Annotated in this window: 23 protein-coding genes; 10 read left to right on the top strand and 13 right to left on the bottom strand. The window is 62.3% G+C overall.

The annotated features are described in order from the left end of the window. Nucleotides 1–13 precede the first annotated feature (13 nt). The 4 genes from KSS96_RS18670 to KSS96_RS18655 all read left to right on the top strand — a co-directional run bounded on the left by KSS96_RS18670 (nt 14) and on the right by KSS96_RS18655 (nt 4,071). Nucleotides 14–496 (top strand): sigma-70 family RNA polymerase sigma factor, encoded by a 483-nt coding sequence (locus KSS96_RS18670; RefSeq protein ID WP_017527022.1) that lies wholly within the window; start codon nt 14–16, stop codon nt 494–496. A gap of 119 nt (nt 497–615) precedes the next feature. Next, on the top strand, nt 616–1,953 hold the full coding sequence (locus KSS96_RS18665; RefSeq protein ID WP_017527023.1) for a lysine N(6)-hydroxylase/L-ornithine N(5)-oxygenase family protein: 1,338 nt from the start codon (nt 616–618) through the stop codon (nt 1,951–1,953). 67 nt (nt 1,954–2,020) lie between these two features. Next, nucleotides 2,021–3,241, top strand: coding sequence for a putative DNA modification/repair radical SAM protein (locus tag KSS96_RS18660; protein ID WP_065877569.1), 1,221 nt, complete (start codon nt 2,021–2,023; stop codon nt 3,239–3,241). Further along, nucleotides 3,238–4,071 (top strand): TIGR03915 family putative DNA repair protein, encoded by an 834-nt coding sequence (locus KSS96_RS18655; RefSeq protein WP_068937415.1) that lies wholly within the window; start codon nt 3,238–3,240, stop codon nt 4,069–4,071. Before KSS96_RS18660 ends, KSS96_RS18655 begins: the two co-directional genes overlap by 4 nt. A gap of 131 nt (nt 4,072–4,202) precedes the next feature. Here the strand turns inward: KSS96_RS18655 and KSS96_RS18650 are convergent, their stop codons facing one another. The 7 genes from KSS96_RS18650 to ctlX all read right to left on the bottom strand — a co-directional run bounded on the left by KSS96_RS18650 (nt 4,203) and on the right by ctlX (nt 10,143). Then, the gene (locus KSS96_RS18650; protein ID WP_017527026.1) at nt 4,203–4,700 is read right to left on the bottom strand and encodes an Lrp/AsnC family transcriptional regulator; all 498 of its coding nucleotides are present in this window, start codon (nt 4,698–4,700) and stop codon (nt 4,203–4,205) included. A 5-nt stretch (nt 4,701–4,705) separates the two neighbouring features. Further along, on the bottom strand, nt 4,706–5,536 hold the full coding sequence (locus KSS96_RS18645) for an ABC transporter ATP-binding protein (protein WP_065877567.1): 831 nt from the start codon (nt 5,534–5,536) through the stop codon (nt 4,706–4,708). Between the two features lie 3 nt (nt 5,537–5,539). Continuing rightward, entirely contained in the window at nt 5,540–6,253 is a 714-nt protein-coding gene (locus KSS96_RS18640; RefSeq protein WP_017527028.1) for an ABC transporter permease, read from the bottom strand. Next, nucleotides 6,250–6,951 (bottom strand): ABC transporter permease, encoded by a 702-nt coding sequence (locus tag KSS96_RS18635; protein ID WP_017527029.1) that lies wholly within the window; start codon nt 6,949–6,951, stop codon nt 6,250–6,252. Before KSS96_RS18635 ends, KSS96_RS18640 begins: the two co-directional genes overlap by 4 nt. Nucleotides 6,952–7,120: 169 nt before the next feature. After that, nucleotides 7,121–7,900, bottom strand: a complete 780-nt coding sequence (locus tag KSS96_RS18630; RefSeq protein WP_017527030.1) for an ABC transporter substrate-binding protein — start codon at nt 7,898–7,900, stop codon at nt 7,121–7,123. A gap of 258 nt (nt 7,901–8,158) precedes the next feature. Continuing rightward, the gene (ocd, locus tag KSS96_RS18625) at nt 8,159–9,205 is read right to left on the bottom strand and encodes an ornithine cyclodeaminase (protein WP_065877564.1); all 1,047 of its coding nucleotides are present in this window, start codon (nt 9,203–9,205) and stop codon (nt 8,159–8,161) included. An 11-nt stretch (nt 9,206–9,216) separates the two neighbouring features. Beyond that, nucleotides 9,217–10,143 (bottom strand): citrulline utilization hydrolase CtlX, encoded by a 927-nt coding sequence (gene ctlX, locus KSS96_RS18620; RefSeq protein ID WP_065877562.1) that lies wholly within the window; start codon nt 10,141–10,143, stop codon nt 9,217–9,219. A gap of 223 nt (nt 10,144–10,366) precedes the next feature. Here ctlX and KSS96_RS18615 point away from each other — a divergent pair, with 223 nt between their 5' ends. Beyond that, nucleotides 10,367–11,251: a GNAT family acetyltransferase gene (locus tag KSS96_RS18615; protein ID WP_083221593.1), complete on the top strand. Its 885-nt coding sequence runs from the start codon at nt 10,367–10,369 to the stop codon at nt 11,249–11,251. Nucleotides 11,252–11,317: 66 nt separating this feature from the next. On the opposite strand, the gene KSS96_RS18610 is transcribed toward KSS96_RS18615, so the two are convergent. The 5 genes from KSS96_RS18610 to KSS96_RS18590 all read right to left on the bottom strand — a co-directional run bounded on the left by KSS96_RS18610 (nt 11,318) and on the right by KSS96_RS18590 (nt 17,356). Next, nucleotides 11,318–12,337, bottom strand: coding sequence for a branched-chain amino acid aminotransferase (locus KSS96_RS18610; RefSeq protein ID WP_017527033.1), 1,020 nt, complete (start codon nt 12,335–12,337; stop codon nt 11,318–11,320). A gap of 82 nt (nt 12,338–12,419) precedes the next feature. Further along, nucleotides 12,420–13,799, bottom strand: a complete 1,380-nt coding sequence (gene lpdA, locus KSS96_RS18605; RefSeq protein WP_068937417.1) for a dihydrolipoyl dehydrogenase — start codon at nt 13,797–13,799, stop codon at nt 12,420–12,422. 4 nt (nt 13,800–13,803) lie between these two features. Further along, nucleotides 13,804–15,060: a dihydrolipoamide acetyltransferase family protein gene (locus KSS96_RS18600; RefSeq protein ID WP_065877558.1), complete on the bottom strand. Its 1,257-nt coding sequence runs from the start codon at nt 15,058–15,060 to the stop codon at nt 13,804–13,806. Next, the gene (locus KSS96_RS18595; RefSeq protein ID WP_016978112.1) at nt 15,061–16,119 is read right to left on the bottom strand and encodes an alpha-ketoacid dehydrogenase subunit beta; all 1,059 of its coding nucleotides are present in this window, start codon (nt 16,117–16,119) and stop codon (nt 15,061–15,063) included. Between the two features lies 1 nt (nt 16,120). Next, nucleotides 16,121–17,356, bottom strand: coding sequence for a 3-methyl-2-oxobutanoate dehydrogenase (2-methylpropanoyl-transferring) subunit alpha (locus KSS96_RS18590; protein ID WP_017527036.1), 1,236 nt, complete (start codon nt 17,354–17,356; stop codon nt 16,121–16,123). A 194-nt stretch (nt 17,357–17,550) separates the two neighbouring features. On the opposite strand from KSS96_RS18590, the gene bkdR reads away from it, so the two are divergent. Continuing rightward, on the top strand, nt 17,551–18,039 hold the full coding sequence (bkdR, locus tag KSS96_RS18585; protein WP_135196106.1) for a Bkd operon transcriptional regulator BkdR: 489 nt from the start codon (nt 17,551–17,553) through the stop codon (nt 18,037–18,039). A gap of 54 nt (nt 18,040–18,093) precedes the next feature. Here the strand turns inward: bkdR and KSS96_RS18580 are convergent, their stop codons facing one another. Beyond that, complete coding sequence (locus KSS96_RS18580) at nt 18,094–18,957, bottom strand: MBL fold metallo-hydrolase (RefSeq protein WP_017527037.1); 864 nt, start codon at nt 18,955–18,957, stop codon at nt 18,094–18,096. Between the two features lie 94 nt (nt 18,958–19,051). Between KSS96_RS18580 and KSS96_RS18575 the strand changes: the two genes are divergently transcribed. The 4 genes from KSS96_RS18575 to KSS96_RS18560 all read left to right on the top strand — a co-directional run bounded on the left by KSS96_RS18575 (nt 19,052) and on the right by KSS96_RS18560 (nt 22,829). Then, the gene (locus KSS96_RS18575; RefSeq protein WP_017527038.1) at nt 19,052–19,387 is read left to right on the top strand and encodes an ArsR/SmtB family transcription factor; all 336 of its coding nucleotides are present in this window, start codon (nt 19,052–19,054) and stop codon (nt 19,385–19,387) included. A 51-nt stretch (nt 19,388–19,438) separates the two neighbouring features. Next, complete coding sequence (locus KSS96_RS18570) at nt 19,439–20,683, top strand: NAD(P)/FAD-dependent oxidoreductase (protein WP_017527039.1); 1,245 nt, start codon at nt 19,439–19,441, stop codon at nt 20,681–20,683. Next, nucleotides 20,684–21,496 carry a sulfite exporter TauE/SafE family protein gene (locus tag KSS96_RS18565; RefSeq protein ID WP_017527040.1) on the top strand — a complete coding sequence of 271 codons (813 nt, stop codon included), beginning with the start codon at nt 20,684–20,686 and terminating at the stop codon, nt 21,494–21,496. 157 nt (nt 21,497–21,653) lie between these two features. Then, nucleotides 21,654–22,829: a porin gene (locus KSS96_RS18560; protein ID WP_065877554.1), complete on the top strand. Its 1,176-nt coding sequence runs from the start codon at nt 21,654–21,656 to the stop codon at nt 22,827–22,829. The last annotated feature ends 85 nt before the right edge of the window (nt 22,830–22,914 follow it).

The following is a 22,914-nucleotide window of genomic DNA, read 5'->3' as shown; positions in this document are numbered from 1 at the left end:
GCGGACGGGAGTCATGTTGGAAAACTACTATCGCGAGCTGGTGTGTTTCCTCAACGCCAAGCTGGGCAACCGTCAGGTGGCCGAAGATGTGGTGCATGACGCTTATGTGCGGGTACTCGAGCGTTCCAGCGACACCCCCATCGATCAGCCGCGCGCGTTTCTATACCGCACCGCGCTCAACCTGGTGATCGATGGCCATCGGCGCAATGCCCTGCGTCAGCACGAACCGCTGGAAACCCTCGACAGCGAAGAGCGCTTTTCTGCCACTTCCCCCCATGCCAGTCACGACCAGAGCCAGCGCCTGGAGCTGCTTGAGCGCGCCCTGGCCGAGTTGCCGGCGGCCTGTCGCAACAGCTTCCTGCTGCGCAAGCTCGATGGTTTGACTCATCTGCAAATCGCCGAGCGCCTGAATATTTCCCGCGCACTGGTGGAAAAACACATCGTCAATGCCATGAAACATTGCCGCGTGCGGATGCGCGAGTGGGACGCGCACTGATCGCCGATCAGTTAAATTTTATTTCACTGTCCTCGTTTCCTATCAACACACGACCTGTTGTGCAGGTCTTGAAGGTATTCCCCGCCCCATCGCCAGGGGCTTATCCAGAGGACACTGGAATGACACAGGCAATTGCTTCGCCCGCGGTTCACGACCTTATCGGTATCGGTTTCGGCCCATCGAACCTGGCGCTGGCCATCGCCCTGCAGGAACGCGAGAAAACCCAGGGCAAACTGGATGCGTTGTTTCTCGACAAGCAGGCCGACTACCGCTGGCACGGCAATACCCTGGTGACCCAGAGCGAACTGCAGATTTCGTTCCTCAAGGACCTGGTGACCCTGCGCAACCCCACCAGCCCGTACTCCTTTGTCAATTATCTGAAAGCCCACGATCGCCTGGTCGACTTCATTAACCTGGGCACCTTTTATCCGTGCCGCATGGAATACAACGACTACCTGCGCTGGGTCGCGGCGCAATTCCAGGGCCAGGGCCGATATGGCGAAGAAGTGCTGGCGATCGAACCGATCCTGCATCAGCAGCAGGTCGAGGCGCTGCGTGTGATTTCCCGCGATGCCCTGGGCGAGCAGCATGTGCGCACCACCCGTTCGGTGGTGGTCAGCGCCGGCGGCACCCCTCGGGTACCCGAGGCATTCAAGGCGCTCAGGGACGACGGCCGCGTGTTCCACCACTCGCAATACCTGGCGCGCATGGCGCAGCAGCCGTGTGTCGAGGGCAAGGCGATGCGTATCGCGATCATCGGCGGTGGCCAGAGCGCTGCCGAGGCCTTTATCGACCTCAATGACAGCTACCCGTCGGTGCAGGTCGACATGATCCTGCGCGGCTCGGCGCTCAAGCCGGCCGATGATAGCCCGTTCGTCAATGAGGTGTTCTCGCCGGCCTTTACCGACCTGGTGTTCCAGCAGGTCGGCGCCGAGCGTGAGCGGCTGGTCGCCGAGTACCAGAACACCAACTATTCGGTGGTGGACCTGGACCTGATCGAACGTATCTACGGGATTTTCTACCGCCAGAAAGTCTCCGGTATTGCCCGCCATGCGTTCCGCACCATGACCGTGGTCGAAAAGGCTGTGGCGGGCCCGCTGGGTGTGGAGTTGACCCTGCGCAACAATGCCACCGGCGAGGTCACCGTCAATCACTACGATGCCGTGGTGTTGGCCACCGGTTACGAGCGCCAGATGCACCGCGAACTGCTGGCGCCGCTGGAAGCCTACATGGGTGACTTCGAAGTGGCCCGTGACTACCGCATCGTGACCGATGAGCGCTGTAAGGCCGGCATCTACATCCAGGGGTTCAGCCAGGCCAGCCACGGGTTGAGCGACACGCTGTTGTCGATCCTGCCGATTCGCGCCGATGAAATTGCTGCATCGTTGTACGAAAACGACCGTAACCGCGGCAAGGGCCGCTCGGTGCAGGACCTGTTGCTGGCCTCCGCCAGCTGACGGGCTGCGCTTGTGAGCCGAAGGGTTGGCTGATACTGTACAAAAAACCAGTATCAGGCAGCCCTCCATGCAGTTGATCGAAAAACTCAGCATTCTCGCCGACGCCGCCAAGTACGACGCTTCGTGCGCCAGCAGCGGCGCGCCCAAGCGCAGCTCCGAGGGCAAGGCGGGGCTGGGTTCCACCGATGGCATGGGCATCTGCCATAGCTACACACCCGATGGGCGCTGCGTATCGCTGCTCAAGGTGTTGCTCACCAACTTCTGTCTCTACGACTGCCAATACTGCGTCAACCGCCGCTCCAGCGATGTGCCCCGTGCACGTTTCAGCCCGGAGGAGGTGGTGTCCCTGACCCTGGATTTCTACCGGCGCAATTGCGTCAGCGGGTTGTTTCTCAGCTCCGGCATCATCCGTTCGGCCGACTACACCATGGAGCAGTTGGTGCGCGTGGCCAAGCTGTTGCGCCAAGAGCATGACTTTCGCGGTTATATCCACCTCAAGACCATCCCTGAAGCCGACCCGGCGCTGATTGCCGAGGCCGGGCGCTATGCCGATCGCCTCAGTGTGAACATCGAGCTGCCCACTGACGCCAGCCTGCGGACGTTGGCGCCGGAGAAGCAGATCGGCTCGATCAAGCAGGCCATGCAGACCATCTATACCGGCGAGCAGACCGTCTTCAACGAACCCCGCGCGCCACGGTTTGCACCGGCTGGGCAGAGCACGCAGATGATCGTCGGCGCCGACGACACCGACGACAGCACCATCCTCCACGGTGCCGAGGCGTTGTACGGCAACTTCAAGTTGCGCCGCGTGTATTACTCGGCGTTCAGCCCCATTCCCAACAGCCCCAAGAGCGTGCCCCTGGCGGCGCCGCCGCTGATGCGCGAGCACCGTTTGTATCAGGCGGATTTTCTGCTGCGCAGCTATGGCTTCAACGCGGGCGAACTGTTCCAGGGCCCTGGCCATTTGGCGTTGGACATCGATCCCAAGCTGGCCTGGGCCCTGGAGCATCGCGAGGTGTTCCCGCTGGACCTGAACCGCGCCGAACCCACCCTGATCGCGCGTATCCCAGGCATTGGCCTGCGCACCACCCAGCGGCTGGTGGACCTGCGCCGCGAGCGCAAGATCCGCTTCGAAGACCTGACCCGCATGCGTTGCGTGCTGGCCAAGGCCAAGCCGTTTTTCATCACCAGCGACTACCACCCGCAACAGGCTGAAAGCACCAGCGTGCTGCTGCGCGAACAACTGCGTGACCGCCCGCAGCCGCAGCAGATGGGGTTGTGGGGATGATCAGCCTGGAATGCGACAACCTGTTCAGCACCTGGCGCGAACAGGCGCGCTGGTTGCTCAGCCATCAGGTCGACCCCAGCCAGGTCTGTTGGGGCGAGGCCGAGGTGGCGGACCTGTTTGCCACCGATGAGCCGATACCCACCGGGCTTGGGCCGTTTCAGGCGCGGATCCCCAAAGCGTTGATCGAGCTGCTTGAATCAGCCGCCTGCTACCACGGCGATCAACGCTGGAGCCTGTTGTACGAAGTGCTATGGCGGGTCAGCCATGGGGATCGCACGGCGATGCTGGCAGGTGACAAATTGGGCAGCGAGTTGCAGCGGCGCATCAAGCAGGTCAGCCGTGAAGCCCATCACCTGCACGCGTTTGTGCGGTTCATTGCGCTGCCAGCCGAGGCGGGGCCGCATTTGCCGGAGTACGTAGCCTGGCACGAACCGGCTCATGACATCCTTAAACCCGCCAGCCAGCATTTTGTCGGGCGCATGGGGCGTCATCGCTGGATGATCGCCACGCCATTGGACGCGGTGTATTACGACGGCGAGCAATTGATTCACGAGCGCCAATGTCCCGAAGCCTGGCGCCAGCTGGCGCAAACTGTTGAAGACCCGCACAGCGCCATGTGGTTGACGTACTACAGCCATATTTTCAATCCGGCGCGGCTGAACCCCAAGGTGATGGAGGGGCACCTGCCAAGTCGGTTCTGGAAGAACCTGCCGGAGGGCAAGCTGATACCGGGGTTGATCAGCGAGGCGCGTACCGGCAAGCAAAAGGATGGGCAGGCGAAGCTGGTTGGCGCTAGACCCGGCAAACGTATTTCAAGCGGGCAGGGTTAAAAATCTGGGAGGCTTGACCCGCTGCCAGTCAGTTAAGGGTGGGCAAAAAGTAACCTGTGGCGAGCGGGCGGGTGACTATCTAACTGATGCCCCCCGCCCACATTAAATCTCCAGTGTTGTGGGGCGGACGATCAGGTCAGTTCAGTGGCGGTGTTCTTGACGACCGCGAGTTCGGGATGCGCCACGAGCTTGTCGATATGCAGCTCATCATTGTTCAACCAGGTCTCCGTCAGCACCCGGTAATGCTCCATGTCCCGGCAGCGCATCCTCAGGCTGTAGTCAAACGGCCCGCTGATCAACTGGCATTCGAACACCTGGGGGCACGCTTTCACGCAGGCCTCGAACGCCCTTTGTGCCGAGCGCCCGCTTTGGTTGGACAAGGCCACCAGCACCAGCAGCGACAGCCCCGGTGAGACCATCTGCACATCGATGATCGCCCCGTACCCACGGATCACCCCGCGTCGCTCCAGCTTGCGCACCCGTTCCAGGCAGGGCCTGGGGGTGAGATGCACCAGCGACGAGAGCTTTTCGTAGGTGATACGCCCCTGATGGCGCAGTACTTCGATGATTGCCTCATCGATGCGGTCCAGCGCGGGGGAGGTATGGGGTCCGTTGGCCTTGGTATCCATGGGTTTCACTTCAAACGGTTGGAAAGAAATTGCTGCAAGCGTTCGCTGTTGGGGTGGTCGAGGATCTCGGCACCGCCTTGTTCCTCGACCCTACCCTGATGCAGGAACAGCACTTGGCTGGACACCTGGCGGGCAAAGCCCATCTCGTGGGTGACCATCAGCATGGTACGGCCTTCCTCGGCCAACGTCTGTATGACTTTGAGGACTTCTCCTACAAGTTCTGGGTCCAGTGCGGAGGTGGGTTCGTCGAACAGGATAATTTCCGGTTCCATCGCCAGGGCGCGTGCGATGGCCACGCGCTGTTGCTGGCCGCCGGACAGAAATGCCGGGTATTGATCCGCCACGCGGCCGGGCAGGCCGACTTTGTCCAGGTACAGGCGCGCACGTTGTTCCGCCTCGGCCGCGCTCACCCCCAGCACTCGGCGCGGGGCCATGGTGATGTTCTCCAGCACGGTCATGTGGCTCCACAGGTTGAAGTGCTGGAACACCATGGCCAGGCGCGTGCGCAGGTTCTGCAATTGCGCCTGATGCGGTGCGCGGGTACCTGCGCGGCCTTGTTGCATTTGAATGCTGATGCCGTCCAGGGTGATGACCCCGGCGTCCGGCTGTTCCAGAAAGTTGATGCAGCGCAGCAGGGTGCTTTTGCCCGAGCCGCTGGCGCCGATCAGGCTGATCACATCGCCGTGGCGGGCGTTGAGGGACACGCCCTTGAGCACCTCGTGTTCGCCGTAGCGTTTATGGATGCCTTCGACCTGGAGCTTGACGGCAGCGGTTGCGGTTTTGGCCGCGGGAATATCGACAGGATAGGTGGCCAGGGCCTGCGCGGACTGATTCATGGGTTAGCCTCGGGTAGGAACAAGAAAACGCATCCAGCGACGTTCGGCCAGTCGAAACAGGCCCACCAGTGCAAAGGACAGCAGCATGTACAGCAGGGCCGCGATACCGAAGGCCTGGAAGGTCAGGAAGGTTTCGGCATTGGCGTCGCGGGCCACTTTGAGAATGTCGGCGACCGTGGCGGTGAACGCCAGCGACGTGGCGTGCAGCATCAGGATCATTTCGTTGCTGTAGGCCGGCAACGCACGGCGCAAGGCCGCCGGAACCACCACAAACAGATTCAGCCGCCAGCCGTGCAGGCCATAGGCGCGCGCGGCTTCGATCTCGCCGTGGGGAATATTGCGGATAGCGCCGGCGAAGATTTCCACGGTGTAGGCGCAGGTGTTGAGCACAAAGGCCAGCAGGGTGCAGTTCAATGCATTGCGGAAAAATTGATTGAGCAGGGCGTTGTCCTGCACCACGTCCAGGCTGTACAGCCCGGTGTAGCAAATCAGCAGTTGGATATACAACGGCGTGCCACGGAACAGGTAGGTGTACATCTCGACCGGCCAGCGCAGCCAGAAATGCGCCGAGACCCGGGCCAGTGCCAACGGGATCGACAGAAAAAAGCCGAGTACCACCGAGACAATGAACAGCCATAGCGTCATGGCCACGCCGGATAACCCCGCGCCATCGCTGAACACGTAGGCCAGGCCGTATTGCTGGAACAGTTCGATCATCGCGCCATCCCCTTGATGCCGAGGTTGTAGCGCCGTTCGAGGCGCTTGAAGATGCGGTTGGAGAGGGTGGTGATCACCAGGTACACCAGGCCTGCGAGGATCAGGAAGTACAGCGGCTCGCTGGTGGTCTTGCCGGCGTTTTGCGCGGCCTTTACCAGGTCCGACAGGCCGATGATCGAAACCAGCGCCGTGGACTTGAGCAGCACCAGCCAGTTATTGCCCAGACCCGGCAGCGCAAAGCGCATCAATTGCGGGAATAGCACCAGATGGAAACGCTGCCAGCGGCTCAGGCCGTAGGCGGTGGCGGCTTCCAGTTGGCCGGCCGGCACGCTGAGGATCGCGCCACGGAAGTTCTCGGTGAAATATGCCCCGTAGATAAAGCCCAGGGTGATCACCCCAGCGGTGAAGGGGTCGATTTCGAAGTAGTCCCAGCCGAAGGTTTCGGTCAGGTCGTTCAGCCACAGTTGCAGGCTGTAGAAAATCAGCAGGATCAGCACCAGGTCCGGCACGCTGCGGATCAGCGTGGTGTACAGCGTGGCGGGTATGCGCAGCCATTTGGCGCTGGACAGCTTCGCGCCGGCGGCAATCAGGCCCAGGGCGAGGCTCAGGGCCAGTGCGAGGAACGCCAGCTTGAGCGTCATCCAGGCACCCTGGGCCAGCATCGGGCCGTAGCCGTGCAGGTTGAGAAAGTCGTTCATCGGAAGAATCTCTGAAGGGCGCAGACATACCCTTGTGGGAGAGGCTTTTGGGGGAGGGGGCTTGCTCCCGATAGCGGTGGGTCAGTCAATACATGTGCCGACTGGCGCGCCCTCATCGGGAGCAAGCCCCCTCCCACATAAGCCATCTCACACAGGGGATTGTGATGGCTTACTCGTGGTAGATGTCTTGGTCGCCGAAGTACTTTTGCTGGATCTGCGCATAAGTGCCATCGGCCTGCACGGCAGCGATGCCCTTGTTGATCAGCGCACGCAGTTCCTGATCGTTCTTGCGCAGGCCCATGGCGATGTCCAGGGGCAGGGTCGGGTCCTTGAAGGCCGGGCCGGTCTTGAAGTCGGCGCCTTCAGGCTTGGACAGGAAGTTGAGCTGCGCTTCGAGCTTGTCGGTCAGGGTGGCGTCGAGGCGCCCGTTCTGCAGGTCGGCGTAGTTCTGGTCCTGGGACTGGTACGCCTTGACCTGGGCACCGAGCCTGGTCAACTGCGCGCGGGCATAGGCTTCCTGCAGCGAGCCTTGCAGCACGCCGACCTGCTTGCCCTTGAGCGATTGCGGGGTGTCGCCGAAGTCGGCATTTTTGCGGGTGATCACCGAAGTCGGGCTGAGGAACAGGCGGTCGGTGAAGTCGATCTGTTTTTCGCGGGCCGGGGTCACGGCCATCGACGACATGATGGCGTCGAACTTACGCGCGCGCAGTGCCGGGATCATGCCGTCGAATTCGTTGTGCACCCAGGTGCATTTCACTTCGAGCTTGGCGCAGATCGCATTGCCTAATTCGATATCGAAGCCTTGCAGGCTGCCGTCGGCGGCGACGGATTCGAAGGGAGGGTATTCGGGGAACACGCCGAAGCGGATTTCTTTCCATTCCTGGGCGTGGGCGGCGGTGGCGCACAGTGGCAACAGCAACGCAGCGATGAGTGATCGCAATGGGGTCATGGTGTAGTCCCTATATTTTGTAATTGATGTCAGGGCAGTAGAAAAAGGTGCGGCTTGCATGCATTGGGTGACGCTTTGGTCGGGCTCAGAATGCTTCATGATGGTGCGTTTTTTGTGTCGTTTACCCCGTGCGCAAAGGGCAAATTGCGCTGTTAAAAAGCGCAATGCAGCGGAATCGGCTGCCGCACGCGCTAAATCGGCTTTTTACTCGTCGAAATCTGACCTGGCCTGGGCGCAAAGCGGCAGGCCAGAGCGGTCTCAGGCGCGCTTTTTGTGCTGTACGCCGGGCTGTTGGGCCAGGCGTGCGAACAGGTCCTTGGGGTCGGCGAGGTCAGGCACCAGCTCCAGCTCGCGGCCTACATCCAGGGCCTGGGCCACGTCCAACACGTAACGCAGGGCCGAGTAGTCTTCGATGGCAAAGCCCACCGAGTCGAACAGCGTGACCTGGCGTGCGTTTTCGCGGCCGGGTTGCTGGCCGTTGATCACTTGCCACAGTTCGGTCACCGGTGAGTCTGGCGGCATGTGTTGGATCTCACCTTCGATGCGGCTTTGCGGTTCGTACTCGACGATCACCCGGGCGCGCTCGACGATGCGGCGGTCCAGCTCGGTCTTGCCCGGGCAGTCGCCGCCCACGGCGTTGAGGTGCATGCCCGGCTCGATCATCTCGTTGGTGAGGATGGTGGCGTAGGCCTTGTCGGCGGTCACGGTGGTGACGATGTCCGCGCCTTTGACCGCTTCGGCCACGCTGGCGGCCAGGATCACCTTGATCGCCGGGAACGCCTTGAGGTTGGCCGCCAGCTTGGCGGTGGCCTTGGCGTCGATATCGAACAGGCGAATTTCATTGATGCCGAGCATGGCGTGGAAGGCCAGGGCCTGGAATTCGCTTTGGGAGCCGTTGCCGATCAACGCCATGCTGCGGCTGTTGTCGCGGGCCAGGTAGCGCGCCACCAGCGCCGAGGTGGCGGCGGTGCGGATGGCGGTGGTCAGGGTCATTTCCGCCAGCAGTACGGGTTTACCGGTGTCGACATCGCCCAGGGCGCCAAAGGCCATGACGGTGAGCATGCCGGCCAGGGTGTTTTTCGGGTGACCGTTAACGTATTTGAACGCGTACAGCGACGCGTCGGACACCGGCATCAGCTCGATCACGCCCTCCGGCGAGTGGTTGGCCAGACGTGCGCATTTTTCGAAATCCTGCCAGCGCAGGTAGTCGGCGTGGATGTATTCGGCCATCTCGCTGATGCAGGTTTGCAAGCCTTTTTGCGAGACCAGGTAGCTGAGGTCGTTTACGTCGATATAGCGGGTCATGGCAAGACTCCTTATTGAAATGAGGCGCGGGCGGGCAGATGGACTTCCGCCAGCATGCAGCGGGCACTGCCGCCGCCGATGCGTTCGATGTTGTCGATGTTCACCACCACCGGTCGCGTATGGCGTTCCACGTGTTGACGCTGGGCCGGTTGCAACGCGCCCCAGGCACTCGCGGACATCACCAGCAGCGGCTGGCCGTCGCGGTCATGCACTTCGAGCATGTTGCCGGCGAAGGCTTCCAACTGGTCGAAGTCCAGCGCGACGATGTCCTTGCCGGTGTCGCGCAGGGAGCGTTCCAGGGCCTGGCGTTCACCTTCCTCGGGCAGGGCTTGCAGGCACACCACCGAGAGGTCGCGGCCCACGCTCATCATCACGTTGCTGTGGTAGATCGGCGTGCGGTGACGGTCGACCGCGTGGAATACACACAGTTGGTAGTCGAGGCGTTCGGCGAATTGGCGCAGGGCGTCCTGATGAGTGCGCCCGGAGTGGCAGGCGTAGCTGATTCGGTGCTGGCGGTCGAGCACCATGCTGCCGGTGCCCTCGAGGAAGATGTTCTGCTGTTCCAGATGGCTGAGGTCAATGGTGTGCTTGACCGTAAAACGTTGCTCCAACACTTGCAGCACACCTTTGTTGCGCTCCAATCGTCGGTTCTGGCCTTCCATCGGGTACAGCACCAGGCTGCCGTCGGCGTGGCTGCTCCACCAGTTGTTGGGGAAGATCGAGTCGGGCGTGTGGGGCGCCGGGGTGTCTTGCACCACCAGCACTTCCACGCCGTGCTGGCGCAGGGTCGCGACATACCCGTCGAACTCTTCCAGCGCTTTGTGCTGTGCGTTGAGCGGGTCCAGGGGCTGGCGCTGGAAACGGTTGTTGATCGCGGTGTCCGGGTTGAAGGCAAAGCGCGCCGGGCGAATCATCAGGACGGTGTTGGTGGTTTGCATGGGGGCACGGGTCCATGGGGGATCTTGTGCCGCTATTTTGGGCGCTGTACGGGGTGAATCCCGGCTGAAACAACGCAGCGGTTCAGCCGGGAAAGCTGAAAAGGTGGGTGCGGCAGCCGAATCGGCTGCAGGATTGAAATAGGGTCACACTGTGGGAGGGGGCTTGCTCCCTCCCACATTGGTATTGTGGTGTTTGTCATAGTCGTGTCAGGCAGGAGGAATCATGTCTACCGCCGTTCGTCTCGCTCAGCCCACCGATGCCGAAGGCATCAGCCAGGTCATATTAGCGGCCCTGCACAGCAGCAATGCGCGGGATTACCCGGCGGATGTGATCGCTCGAGTGGCGAGCAACTTCACCGCCGACGCTGTGCTGGAACTACTCAAGCGCCGCGTCGTGCTGGTGGCGGTCCAGGCTCAATTGATTGTCGCCACGGCGGCCCTTGAGGCGAACGTGGTGCGCTCGGTGTTCGTCAACCCGGCGCTGCAAGGGCAGGGCATTGGTCGCCTGCTGATGCTCGAGATTGAGGTGCGCGCCCGTGAAGCCGGGGTAACGGTGCTGAGCGTGCCGGCCTCGCTGACCGCCGAGCCGTTCTATACCAAGCTGGGGTTTCACACCGTGCGCGACGTCTACCACGGCAACGAGCGCACGCTGGTGATGGAAAAGACGCTGCTGTCGCGCCACCCCATCGGGCCGTATCGCGACCGTCAACACCGCACACAGGTGGTCGCGCTATGGCAGCAAGCATTTGGCTATGACACCGCGCACAACCTGCCGAGCCTGGCGATCGATAAGAAGCTGGCGGTCAATGATGGGTTGTTCTTCGTCGCGACGGATAAAAAAACGGTGATCGGCACAATTCTCGCCGGCTATGACGGCCATCGAGGCTGGCTGTATTCGGTGGCGGTGCACGCTGACTATCAGCGCCATGGCCTGGGTTCGTCGTTGGTGCGGCATGCGGAACAGGCGTTGGCGGCACTGGGCTGCATGAAGATCAACCTGCAGATCACCGGCGGCAATGACGCAGTGGCAGGGTTCTATGAGGCGCTGGGGTATGCGGTGGAGCCGAGGATCAGTATGGGCAAGAAGATTGCGGCGAATATTCCCTGAACCCAAGGCGGGCCCCATGTGGGAGGGGTGTAGCCCCCTCCCACAGGGTATTGCAGGGTGGCTGGATTAGACTTTTACGATCCAACCCGCTGGCGCTTCAACATCGCCGGTCTGCACGCCGGTCAGCTCTTTGTAGAGCTTCTGGGTGAGCGGGCCCACTTCGGTTTCGCTGTGGAACACGTGCAGCTGGCCGTTGTACTGGATGCCGCCGATCGGCGAGATCACCGCAGCGGTGCCGCAGGCGCCCGCTTCTTTGAAGTCGGACAGCTTGTCAATGAACACTTCGCCCTCGACCACTTCCAGGCCCAGGCGGGTCTGGGCCAGTTCGATCAGCGACAGGCGGGTGATGCCTGGCAGCACCGAAGGCGACTTCGGCGTGATGAACTTATTGTCGTGGGTGATCCCGAAGAAGTTGGCCGAGCCGACTTCTTCGATCTTCGAGTGGGTCATCGGGTCCAGGTAGATCGCGTCGGCGAACCCGGATTTTTTCGCTTCCGAGCCCGGCATCAGGCTGGCGGCGTAGTTGCCGCCGACTTTCGCGGCACCGGTGCCTTGCGGCGCGGCGCGGTCGAACGTGGAGATCTGGAAGTTGTGTGGCACCAGGCCGCCCTTGAAGTAGGCGCCAACCGGGATGCAGAACACCGAGAAGATGAACTCCGGCGCGGTACGCACGCCAATGTTGTCACCGGTGCCGATCACGAACGGGCGCAGGTACAGCGCGCCGCCGCTGCCGTACGGCGGGATGAATCGCTCGTTGGCCTTGACCACTTGTTTGCAGGCTTCGATGAAGTCCTCGGTGGGCACGTGCGGCATCAGCAGGCGGGCGCAGCTGCGCTGCATGCGCGCGGCGTTCTGGTCCGGACGGAACAGGTTGATCGAGCCGTCCTTGCAGCGGTAGGCCTTGAGGCCTTCGAAGCACTGCTGGCCATAGTGCAGGGCGGTGGAGCCCTCGCTGATGTGCAGCACGTTGTCGTCGGTCAGGGTGCCAGCTTGCCATTCGCCGTTTTTCCAGGTCTGGAGAAACCGCTTGTCGGTCTTGATGTAGTCAAAACCCAGCTTGTCCCAATTGATGCTTTCGTTACCCATGACACCCTCTATCTCTGGTCAAGTCGGATTTTTTCTGAATGGGCGCAACAATACTGCATTAGCCGGTGCCTTAGCACCCCCTTCAAAGGTGCAACGCGTGCCCCAATGCCCGCAGCGCAGCTTCCTGTACCGCCTCACCCAAGGTTGGATGGGCATGGATGGTGCCGGCCACGTCTTCCAGGCGCGAACCCATTTCCAGGCTCAGGCCAAACGCGGTGGACAGTTCCGACACGCCCACGCCCACCGCTTGCCAGCCGACGATCAGGTGGTTGTCACGTCGCGCCACTACCCGCACGAAGCCGGTTTTCGACTCCAGGGTCATGGCCCGGCCATTGGCGGCGAACGGAAAGCTCGACACGATGCAGTCCAGGCCGGCCGCCTTGGCCTCGTCCGGGGTCTTGCCGACCACCACCAGTTCCGGGTCGGTAAAGCACACCGCCGGGATGGCCGCCGGGTTGAATTCGCGGTGTTGACCGCTGATCAGTTCGGCCACCATTTCACCCTGGGCCATGGCCCGGTGCGCCAGCATCGGCTCGCCGCTCAGGTCGCCAATGGCATACACATTGCGCATGCTGGTCTGGCAACGGCTGTCGATCTTGATCGCCGCGCCGTGCATGTCCAGGTTCAGCGCTTCGAGGTTCCAGCCCTGGGTGTTGGGTTTGCGACCAACGGCCACCAGCACTTGATCCGTTTCCAGCGACAAGGTGTCGCCATTCGGGTCACGCACTTGCAGGCAGTGGTCGGCAAAGCCGATGACGCTGTGCTTGAGGTACAGCTTGACGCCCAGTTGCTTGAGGGATTCGCCGACCGGCTGCGTCAGTTCGGCGTCGTAGGCCGGCAGGATGCGATCCTGCGCCTCGACCACACTGACCTCGGCGCCGAGTTTGCGGTAGGCAATCCCCAGCTCCAGGCCGATATACCCGCCGCCCACCACGATCAGGCGCTTGGGCACGCGAGTCGGCGCCAGGGCTTCGGTGGACGAGATGATCGGCCCGCCAATCGGCAGCATCGGCAGGTTGACGCTGGTCGAGCCGGTGGCCAGCAGCAGGTGTTCGCACTGGATACGCTGGTCGCCGACATCGACGGTCTTGCCGTCGACCACCTTGGCCCAGCCGTGGATCACCTGCACTTTGTGCTTCTTGAGCAGCGCGGCGACGCCGGTGGTCAGGCGGTCGACGATGCCGTCCTTCCATTCCACACTCTTGCGGATGTCCAGGGTCGGTACATCCACTTCGATACCCAGCGGCGAGCCCTGGCTGTGGTGCACGCTCTGCTGGAACTGCTCGGCCACGTGGATCAAGGCCTTGGACGGAATGCAGCCGATGTTCAGGCAGGTGCCGCCCAGCGCCTGGCCTTCCACCAGAACGGTCGGGATGCCCAGCTGGCCTGCGCGGATCGCCGCCACATAACCGCCGGGGCCGCCGCCGATAATCAGCAGCGTTGTTTGCAATGTCTGGGTCATGCCCTTACTCCAGGAACAGGCTGGCGGGTTGTTCGAGCAGGCCGCGAATGGCCTGGATGAATTGCGCCGCGTCCATGCCGTCGACCACGCGGTGATCGAACGAGCTGGAGAGGTTCATCATCTTGCGCACCACGATCTGGCCCTTGATCACCATGGGCCGCTCAACGATGCGGTTAACCCCGACAATCGCCACTTCCGGCAGGTTCAGCACCGGCGTGCTGACGATACCGCCCAGGGCGCCGAGGCTCGTCAGGGTAATGCTCGAACCCGACAGCTCGTCACGACTGGCCTTGCCGTTGCGCGCGGCCGTGGCCAGGCGTGCGATTTCCTCGGCATTGCCCCACAGGCTGCGCGCCTCGGCGTGACGCACCACCGGTACCATCAGGCCCACATCGCTCTGGGTGGCGACGCCCACATGCACCGCGCCGAGGCGGGTGATGATCTGGGCTTCGTCGTCGTAACGCGCGTTGATCTGCGGGAAGTCGCGCAACGCCACGACCATGGCGCGCACGATGAACGGCAGCAGGGTCAGCTTGCCGCGCGTAGTGCCGTGTTTTTCGTTGAGGTGTACACGCAGCTCGTCCAGCGCGGTGACGTCGATCTCTTCCACATAGCTGAAATGCGCGGCCCGCCGGGTGGCGTCCTGCATGCGCTGGGCGATCTTGCGGCGCATGCCGATCACCGGGATCTGTTGTTCGTCGTTGCGTTCGGCGTAGGGGTTGGCCGCTGTTGATGGCCTGGACGAGCCTTGTTGCAGGTACGCCTCGAGGTCTTCATGCAGAACCCGGCCCGCCGGGCCGGTGCCTTGCACCAGGCGCAGTTGAATGCCCGCGTCCAGCGCATGTTTGCGCACCGCCGGAGAGGCCAGCGGACGTTCATCGGCTGCACGGGCCGCTGGCGCCTGAGCGGTCACCGCGACCGGCGCTGGTTTGCTTTCGACCGGTGCCGGCCTGGCTTCAGGCACAGGCGCTGCCTTCGGCGGCTCAGCCACTGTCGGCGCGTCCTTGGCGTTACCAGCGCCTTCCACTTCAATGCTGATCAAAATACTGCCCACGGCCATGACCTCGCCCGGCTCGCCGCCGAGGGAAATCACCTTGCCGTGCACCGGCGAGGGGATGTCCACCATCGCCTTGTCGGTCATTACATCCGCCAGCACCTGGTCTTCGACGACCAGGTCGCCGACCTTCACATGCCACTGCGACAATTCAACTTCCGCGATGCCTTCGCCGATGTCCGGCATCTTGATAACGTGCGTGCCCATTCAGACCTCCATGACCCGTTTCAACGCCGCGCCCACTCGGGACGGCCCTGGGAAATACGCCCATTCCTGCGCGTGCGGGTAGGGCGTGTCCCAGCCGGTGACGCGTTCGATCGGGGCTTCCAGGTGGTGGAAGCAATGCTCCTGCACCAGCGACACCAGCTCGGCGCCAAAGCCGCAGGTGCGGGTAGCTTCGTGCACCACCACGCAGCGGCCGGTCTTTTTGACTGACTTGACGATGGTCTCCAGGTCCAGCGGCCACAGGCTGCGCAGGTCGATGACTTCGGCGTCGATGCCGGTTTCCTCGGCGGCGACTTGCGACACATACACCGTGGTGCCGTAGGTCAGCACCGTCACGGCCGAACCCGGACGCACGATGGCGGCCACGTCCAGCGGCACGGTGTAGTAACCGTCCGGCACTTGCGCTTGGGGGTGTTTCGACCACGGCGTTACCGGGCGGTCGTGATGGCCGTCGAACGGGCCGTTGTACAGGCGCTTGGGCTCCAGGAAGATCACCGGGTCATCGTTTTCGATGGATGCGATCAGCAAACCCTTGGCGTCATAAGGGTTGGACGGCATCACCGTGCGCAGGCCGCAGACCTGGGTAAACACCGCTTCGATACTCTGGCTGTGGGTCTGCCCGCCATAGATGCCGCCGCCGCAGGGCATGCGCATGGTCAGCGGCGCGGTGAACTGGCCGGCCGAGCGATAACGCAGGCGCGCGGCTTCGGAGATGATCTGGTCGGTGGCGGGGTAGACGTAGTCGGCAAACTGGATTTCCGCGACCGGTCGCAGGCCGTAGGCGCCCATGCCCACGGCCACGCCGATGATGCCGCTCTCGGAAATCGGTGCGTCGAATACCCGCGAGCTGCCGTACTTGGTCTGCAAGCCTTCGGTGCAGCGGAATACGCCGCCGAAATAACCGACGTCCTGGCCGAACACCACCACGTTGTCGTCGCGTTCGAGCATCACGTCCATGGCCGAGCGCAGCGCCTGGATCATGGTCATGGTGGTAGTGGTCATGGCGGTTTCCACTTCAATGCTGTTGTTGTGATCGTTCATGTCAGACCCCCAACTCTTGACGCTGGCGCTTCAAGTGCTCCGGCATCTCTTTGTAAACGTCCTCGAACATGGTCGCGGCGCTTGGAATCTGGCCGCCGGCGAGAGTGCCGTATTGTTCGGCTTGTTTTTGCGCGGCGATCACTTCGGCTTCCAGTTCGGCACTGACCGCCGCGTGTTCCTCTTCGGACCACTGGCCAATCTTGATCAAGTGCTGCTTGAGGCGCGCAATCGGGTCGCCCAGCGGGAAGTGGCTCCAGTCGTCGGCGGGGCGATATTTGGACGGGTCATCGGACGTGGAATGCGGGCCGGCGCGGTAGGTGACCCATTCGATCAGGGTGGGGCCGAGGTTGCGGCGCGCACGTTCGGCGGCCCAGGCGGAGGCGGCGTATACGGCGATAAAGTCGTTGCCGTCCACGCGCAGCGAGGCGATGCCGCAACCGACGCCGCGTCCGGCGAAGGTGGTGGCTTCACCGCCGGCGATGGCCTGGAAGGTGGAGATCGCCCATTGGTTGTTGACCACGTTGAGAATCACCGGCGCCCGGTACACGTGGGCAAAGGTGAGGGCGGTGTGGAAGTCGGATTCGGCGGTGGCGCCGTCGCCGATCCAGGCCGAGGCGATCTTGGTGTCGCCCTTGATCGCCGAGGCCATGCCCCAGCCCACGCCCTGTACGAATTGAGTGGCGAGGTTGCCGGAAATGGTGAAAAACCCCGCGTCCTTCACCGAATACATGATCGGCAACTGGCGGCCCTTGAGCGGGTCGCGCTCGTTGGACAGCAACTGGCAGATCAGGTCCACCAGCGGCACTTCTCGGGCCATCAGGATGCTTTGCTGGCGGTAGGTGGGGAAGCACATGTCGTCGATGTTCAAGGCCAGGGCCTGGGCGCTGCCGATGGCTTCTTCGCCAAGGCTTTGCATGTAGAACGACATTTTTTTCTGACGCTGGGCGACCACCATGCGGTTGTCGAAGATGCGCGTCTTGAGCATGGCGCGCATGCCCTTGCGCAGGATGTCGGCGGGAACGCCTTCGGCCCACGGGCCCAGGGCCTGGCCCTGGTCGTCGAGTACACGGATCAGGCCCTTGGCCAGGTCGGCGGTGTCGGCGGGTTCTACGTCGATGGCGGGTTTGCGCACCAGGCCCGCGTCGGTCAGGCGCAGGTAGGTAAAGTCGGTCTTGCAGCCTGGTCGGCCCGAGGGTTCGGGAACGTGCAGGCGCAATGGTGCATACGGCTGGTTCATGGCTTCTACGCTCGATCTTGTGAATTTCTTGTAGTGGGCGCGCTAGCTGACAGTCAGTCTTCGGGTAGAAGAAATCTTGTCCTACAACAATCATAGGCGGGGCGCAGAAGAATATTTATCTGTGTTTCGTTGCGCTGGGGCTCATTTGCGGATAAAAAAACTGCATAAACATAATAAACAGGTGATTTTGTCTCATGCGCAAACTGGACCGTACCGATATCGGCATTCTCAACGCCCTGCAGGAGAATGCACGGATCACCAACGCCGACCTGGCCCGCTCGGTCAACCTGTCGCCCACGCCGTGCTTTAACCGGGTGAAGGCAATGGAAGAACTCGGCTTGATTCGCGAGCAGGTAACCTTGCTCGACGCCGACCTGCTGGGGCTGCACGTCAACGTGTTTATCCACGTGAGCCTGGAAAAGCAGAACGAGCTGGCACTGCAGCAGTTCGAAGGGGCGATCTCGAACCGACCCGAGGTGATGGAGTGCTACCTGATGGCCGGCGACCCGGATTACCTGATCCGGGTGCTGGTGCCGACGATCCAGTCGCTGGAGCGCTTCATGATGGATTTTTTGACCAAGGTGCCGGGTGTCGCCAACATCCGCTCGAGCTTTGCACTCAAGCAAGTACGCTACAAAACCGCGTTGCCGCTGCCGGCGAATGGCATCAGCCTCGGTTCTTGAATTAACACAAGACAGAATGTGGGAGGGGGTCCCCCCACATTGTTTAATCGCATTTCATAGTTGGTTGAGTGGGATCTTCAGGTAGGTCACGCCGTTCTCTTCCGCCGGCGGCATATTCCCCGCCCGCACATTCACCTGGATCGCCGGCAGCAGTAATGTCGGCATGCCCAACCCGGCATCGCGCTGGGTGCGCATCGCCACGAACGCCGCCTCATCCACGCCGTCATGCACATGGATATTCCCCGCGCGCTGCTCGGCCACGGTGGTCAGGCATTTGGCTTCGCGACCTTCAGGCGGGTAGTCATGGCATACGTACAGTTGGGTGTGCGGTGGGAAGGCCAGCAACCTGCGCATCGACGCATACAACTGCCGCGCATCGCCGCCGGGGAAGTCGCAGCGGGCGGTGCCCACGTCGGGCATGAACAGCGTGTCACCCACCAGGATCAAGCGGTCGTCGATCAGGTAGGCCATGTCTGCCGGGGTATGCCCCGGTACATGCAGCGCCTGGGCTTTTATCGCGCCGATATGAAAGATTTCATCCGGCGCGAACAAATGATCGAACTGCGAGCCATCGGCGCGAAATTCAGGCTCCAGGTTGAACAGGTGCTTGAACACGTCCTGTACCTGGCTGATGCACTGGCCAATGGCGATCTTGCCGCCCAGCGTGCGGCGCAGATACGGCGCGGCCGACAGATGGTCAGCATGGGCGTGGGTCTCCAGCAGCCACTGCACCTGCAAACCGTGCTCGCGGACAAAGGCGATGACCTTGTCGGCCTGGCGCGTGTCGGTGCGCCCGGATGCCGGGTCGTAGTTGAGCACCGAGTCGACAATGGCGCAGGGGCCGCCGTCCGCTGCATAGACGACGTAGGTATAGGTCGACGACGCCTCGTCCAAAAAGGAATGAATCAACGCTGACATGACGGCTACCCCTGCTGCTGAAAAAAGTGATTACAATCACTTTACATTTACACATAATGTTTCGAGCTTAAGTGACGCAAAGGACCCGAGGCAAATGGAATCTACTCTGAGTGAAGGCGAAGTTGCCCAGTTGCGCGCATCGGCGTCCAAGGCCTGTGCCTTGCTCAAGGCCCTGGCCAATGAGGATCGCTTGTTGATCCTGTGCCAACTCACCCAGGGCGAGCGCAACGTCGGTGAGTTGGAAACCATGACCGGCGTGCGCCAGCCCACGCTGTCACAGCAGTTGGGCATCTTGCGTGATGAAGGGTTGGTCGCCACCCGTCGGGAAGGCAAATACATCTTCTACGGGTTGGCCAGCCACGAAGTGATTCAAGTGATGAAGACCCTGTCCGGCCTGTACTGCGGCGCGGTGATAAAAAGTTGGGCGTGACGCCATACGGCAGCGACCCTTGTGTGCATTGACGATAAAAGGCAATAGACCATGACCGACCAACACTGGGGCCCAACCATCAGTGGCGATATCGTCGTCATCGGCGGCGGTTCGGCAGGCATCGGCCTGCTGGCCAGCCTGCTCAAGCGCGACCCGCACCTGAATATCACCCTTGTCGAACCCAGCGATCACCACTGTTACCAACCGGCCTGGACCCTGGTCGGCGGTGGCGCCTACGACATTAAAAAGACCCGTCGCCCTCTGGCGGACGTGCTGCCCAACGGTGTCACCTGGGTGCAGGCGGCCGTCACTGAGCTGCTGCCGGACGAACACACCCTGGTACTCGACAGCGGCCAGCGCGTCACCTGGAACAACCTGATCGTCTGCCCCGGCCTGCGCCTGGCCTGGGAAAAAATCGAAGGCCTGGAAAACACCCTGGGCCAGCACGGCGTCACCTCCAACTACCGCTACGAACACGCGGCCTACACCTGGCAATTGGTGCGGCAGCTCAAGGGCGGCAAGGCGATCTTTACCCAGCCGGCGATGCCGATCAAATGCGCCGGTGCGCCGCAAAAGGCCATGTACCTGTCTTGCGACCATTGGCTCAAGCAGGGCAACCTCAAGCACATCGACGTGGAATTCAACCTGGCTGGCGCGGCGTTGTTCGGCGTGGCGACCTTTGTGCCGCCGCTGATGAACTACGTAGCAAAATACAACGCGCGCCTGGCCTTCAATGCCAACCTGGTAAAGGTCGACGGCCCGGCACGCAAGGCCTGGTTTGAAGTGAAGGACGCCGAGGGCAATGTCACCGTCGAGGAAAAATCCTTCGACCTGTTGCACGTTGTTCCCCCGCAGGTCTCCCCGGACTTTATCCGCCACAGCCCACTGGCCGATGCTGCCGGCTGGTGCGAAGTGAACCCCCACAGCTTGCAACACCTGCGCTACCCGCACATTTTCGGCCTGGGCGATGTGTGCGGCACCACCAATGCCAAGACCGCCGCCGCCGTGCGCAAACAGATCGTAGTGGTTGCCGAAAACCTGCTGGCCCTGCGCAAGCAGGCGCCGCTGCCGCTCAAGTACGACGGCTACGGTTCCTGCCCGCTGACGGTAGAGAAGGGCAAGGTGGTACTGGCCGAGTTCGGCTACGGCGGCAAACTGCTGCCGACGTTCCCCCTCGACGCTACCAAGGCGCGGCGTTCGATGTGGTTCCTCAAGGCCACGCTGCTGCCGTGGTTCTACTGGAACGGCATGCTCAAGGGGCGCGAGTGGCTGACCCGCTTGAGCAAGGTGGACTGAATGCTGCTGGCCAGTGTGTTGGGGTTGTTGATGGGCCTGGTCATGGGCCTTACCGGCGCGGGTGGCGGCATCCTCGGCGTGCCGGCGTTGGTGCTGGGCCTGGGCTTGAGCATGACCCAGGCCGCGCCGGTGTCGTTGCTGGCGGTGGGCGCGGCGGCGGCCGTCGGTGCGATTGATGGCTTGCGCCACGGCCTGGTGCGTTACCGCGCCGCGCTGCTGATCGCCTTGCTCGGCGCACTGTTTTCGCCGTTGGGAGTGTTTGTCGCCCATCAACTGCCGGAGCCGTTGCTGATGGGCCTGTTCAGTGCGCTGATGGTGCTGGTGGCCTGGCGCATGTTGCAGCGGGAAAAAGTCGACGCCGGGCCGAGCGACCATGGCGCCGCGTCCTGGGGCCAGAAGAACTGCATGCTCAACCAGCAGACCGGGCGCCTGGCCTGGACCGCCAAATGCAGCGCCACCCTGGCTGCGCTCGGCGCCGTGACCGGCGCGGTGTCCGGTTTGCTTGGCGTGGGCGGCGGTTTTCTGATCGTGCCAGCGTTCAAGCAGCTCACCGATGTACAGATGCGCGGCATCGTTGCCACGTCGCTGATGGTCATCAGCCTGATTTCGCTGATCGGCGTGGCGGGGGCGTTGCATGCCGGCGTGCGCATCGAACCGGTCGGGTGGATGTTCATCGGCGCCAGCATCGTCGGCATGCTGGTCGGCCGACGCCTGTGTTCGGTGATCCCCGCGCGTGCCTTGCAGGTGGGGTTTGCCGGCCTCTGTGTACTGGTTGCCGTGGGCATGTTGGCCAAGGCCGGTCTTACGCATTAAGTGCCGGGCCTGCGAGCGGGCCCGTCTTACGCCAGAATTGCCGGGCACCCGCTGCCCGCCCAAAGCACCTTCAAACCACGGCCAAGGCAGCGTAGTCCGTGGCCTGGCGCCTTTCGATAATCGCCTCCGACATCAAGTCCCCGTTGCGGAGCGCGTTATGCATAACAATAAAAATGTCCCCCTGCGTCTGTTACCTGCGTTTATCGTCGGCCTGAGCCTCAGCCCGTGGGCTGGCGCCGAAATCATGCTGTACGACAAGGACGAAACCACCTTTTCCACCGACGGCTACATCAACGCTTTCTACGTCAACAGCGATGTGGACCGCGCCGGCGACCAGTACGACCGCCGTCAATCCCGCGTGAAGATGGGCTTTCTGCCCAACTACCTGGGCTTCAACATGAGCAAGCAGGTCGACGACCTCAAGCTCGGCGCCCGCGCCTCGTTCTGGGTCACCATCAACGACAGCGAAACCAACGGCACCGACACCGCCATCGACGTGCGCCAGTTCTACGGCACCGTGGCCAACCCCGAGTGGGGCGAAGTGCTGATCGGCAAGGACTTCGGCCTGTTCGCCCGCTCCAACATCCTGCTCGATGAACTGCTCGCCGGTTACGGCCAGGTCAGCGACAGCCTCGGCCTGGTGGACGGCGGCGGAGTGTCGTTCGGCAATATCGGCAGCGGTTACCCGTACCCGTTCCCCACCTCGCAGATCACCTATCGCACTCCGGTGATGGACGGCCTGCGCGTGGCCGTCGGCATCATGGACCCGGTCGACACCAACGACAGCAGCGCCGTGGGCAAGGCCTACCAGGAGAACCCGCGCACCGAAAGCGAGGTCACCTACCAGTTCGACCTGGGCGGGGCGAAGATCTACAGTTGGCTCAACGGCAGCTACCAGACCTCCGATAACACCGACTCCTCCGTGGCCTCGGTCACCTCCAAGGGCCTGGGTTATGGCGTGCAAGCCAAAATGGGCGGCTTGTCGCTGACCGGTTCCGGCTTCCAGGCCAAGGGCATCAACCCGTTCTTCACCAACAATGCCGGGGAAGCCACCCTGCGTAATGTGGACAGCAACGGCTACCTGGTGCAGGGCTCGTACAAACTGGGCAAGAACCGCCTGGCGCTGTCCTACGGTAAAACAAAGGATGACGGCAACGGCGTGGTGGGCAGTGGCGCGGATTATGAGACGCGCGGGGTTGCGCTGTTTCATGACGTGAACGACAACCTGAAGCTGGTGGCCGAGTACAACCAGTTCCAGATCAAGGGGCATGACACCAGCGCCCAGAATGAAGACACCGATACCTTCGCCGTTGGTGCTGTCTTGACTTGGTAATGCGGTTAACTGTGGGAGGGGCGGTGCGACGATTCGACTTGCCCCTCCCACATTTTGATCTCCATCAGTCTTGAGAGAGTCATCC

Origin of the sequence: Pseudomonas asgharzadehiana (assembly GCF_019139815.1) — a bacterium.
Lineage (GTDB): Bacteria > Pseudomonadota > Gammaproteobacteria > Pseudomonadales > Pseudomonadaceae > Aquipseudomonas > Aquipseudomonas asgharzadehiana.
Note: the sequence above shows the minus strand (reverse complement) of the source record. Positions and strands in the feature narration are given on the sequence as shown.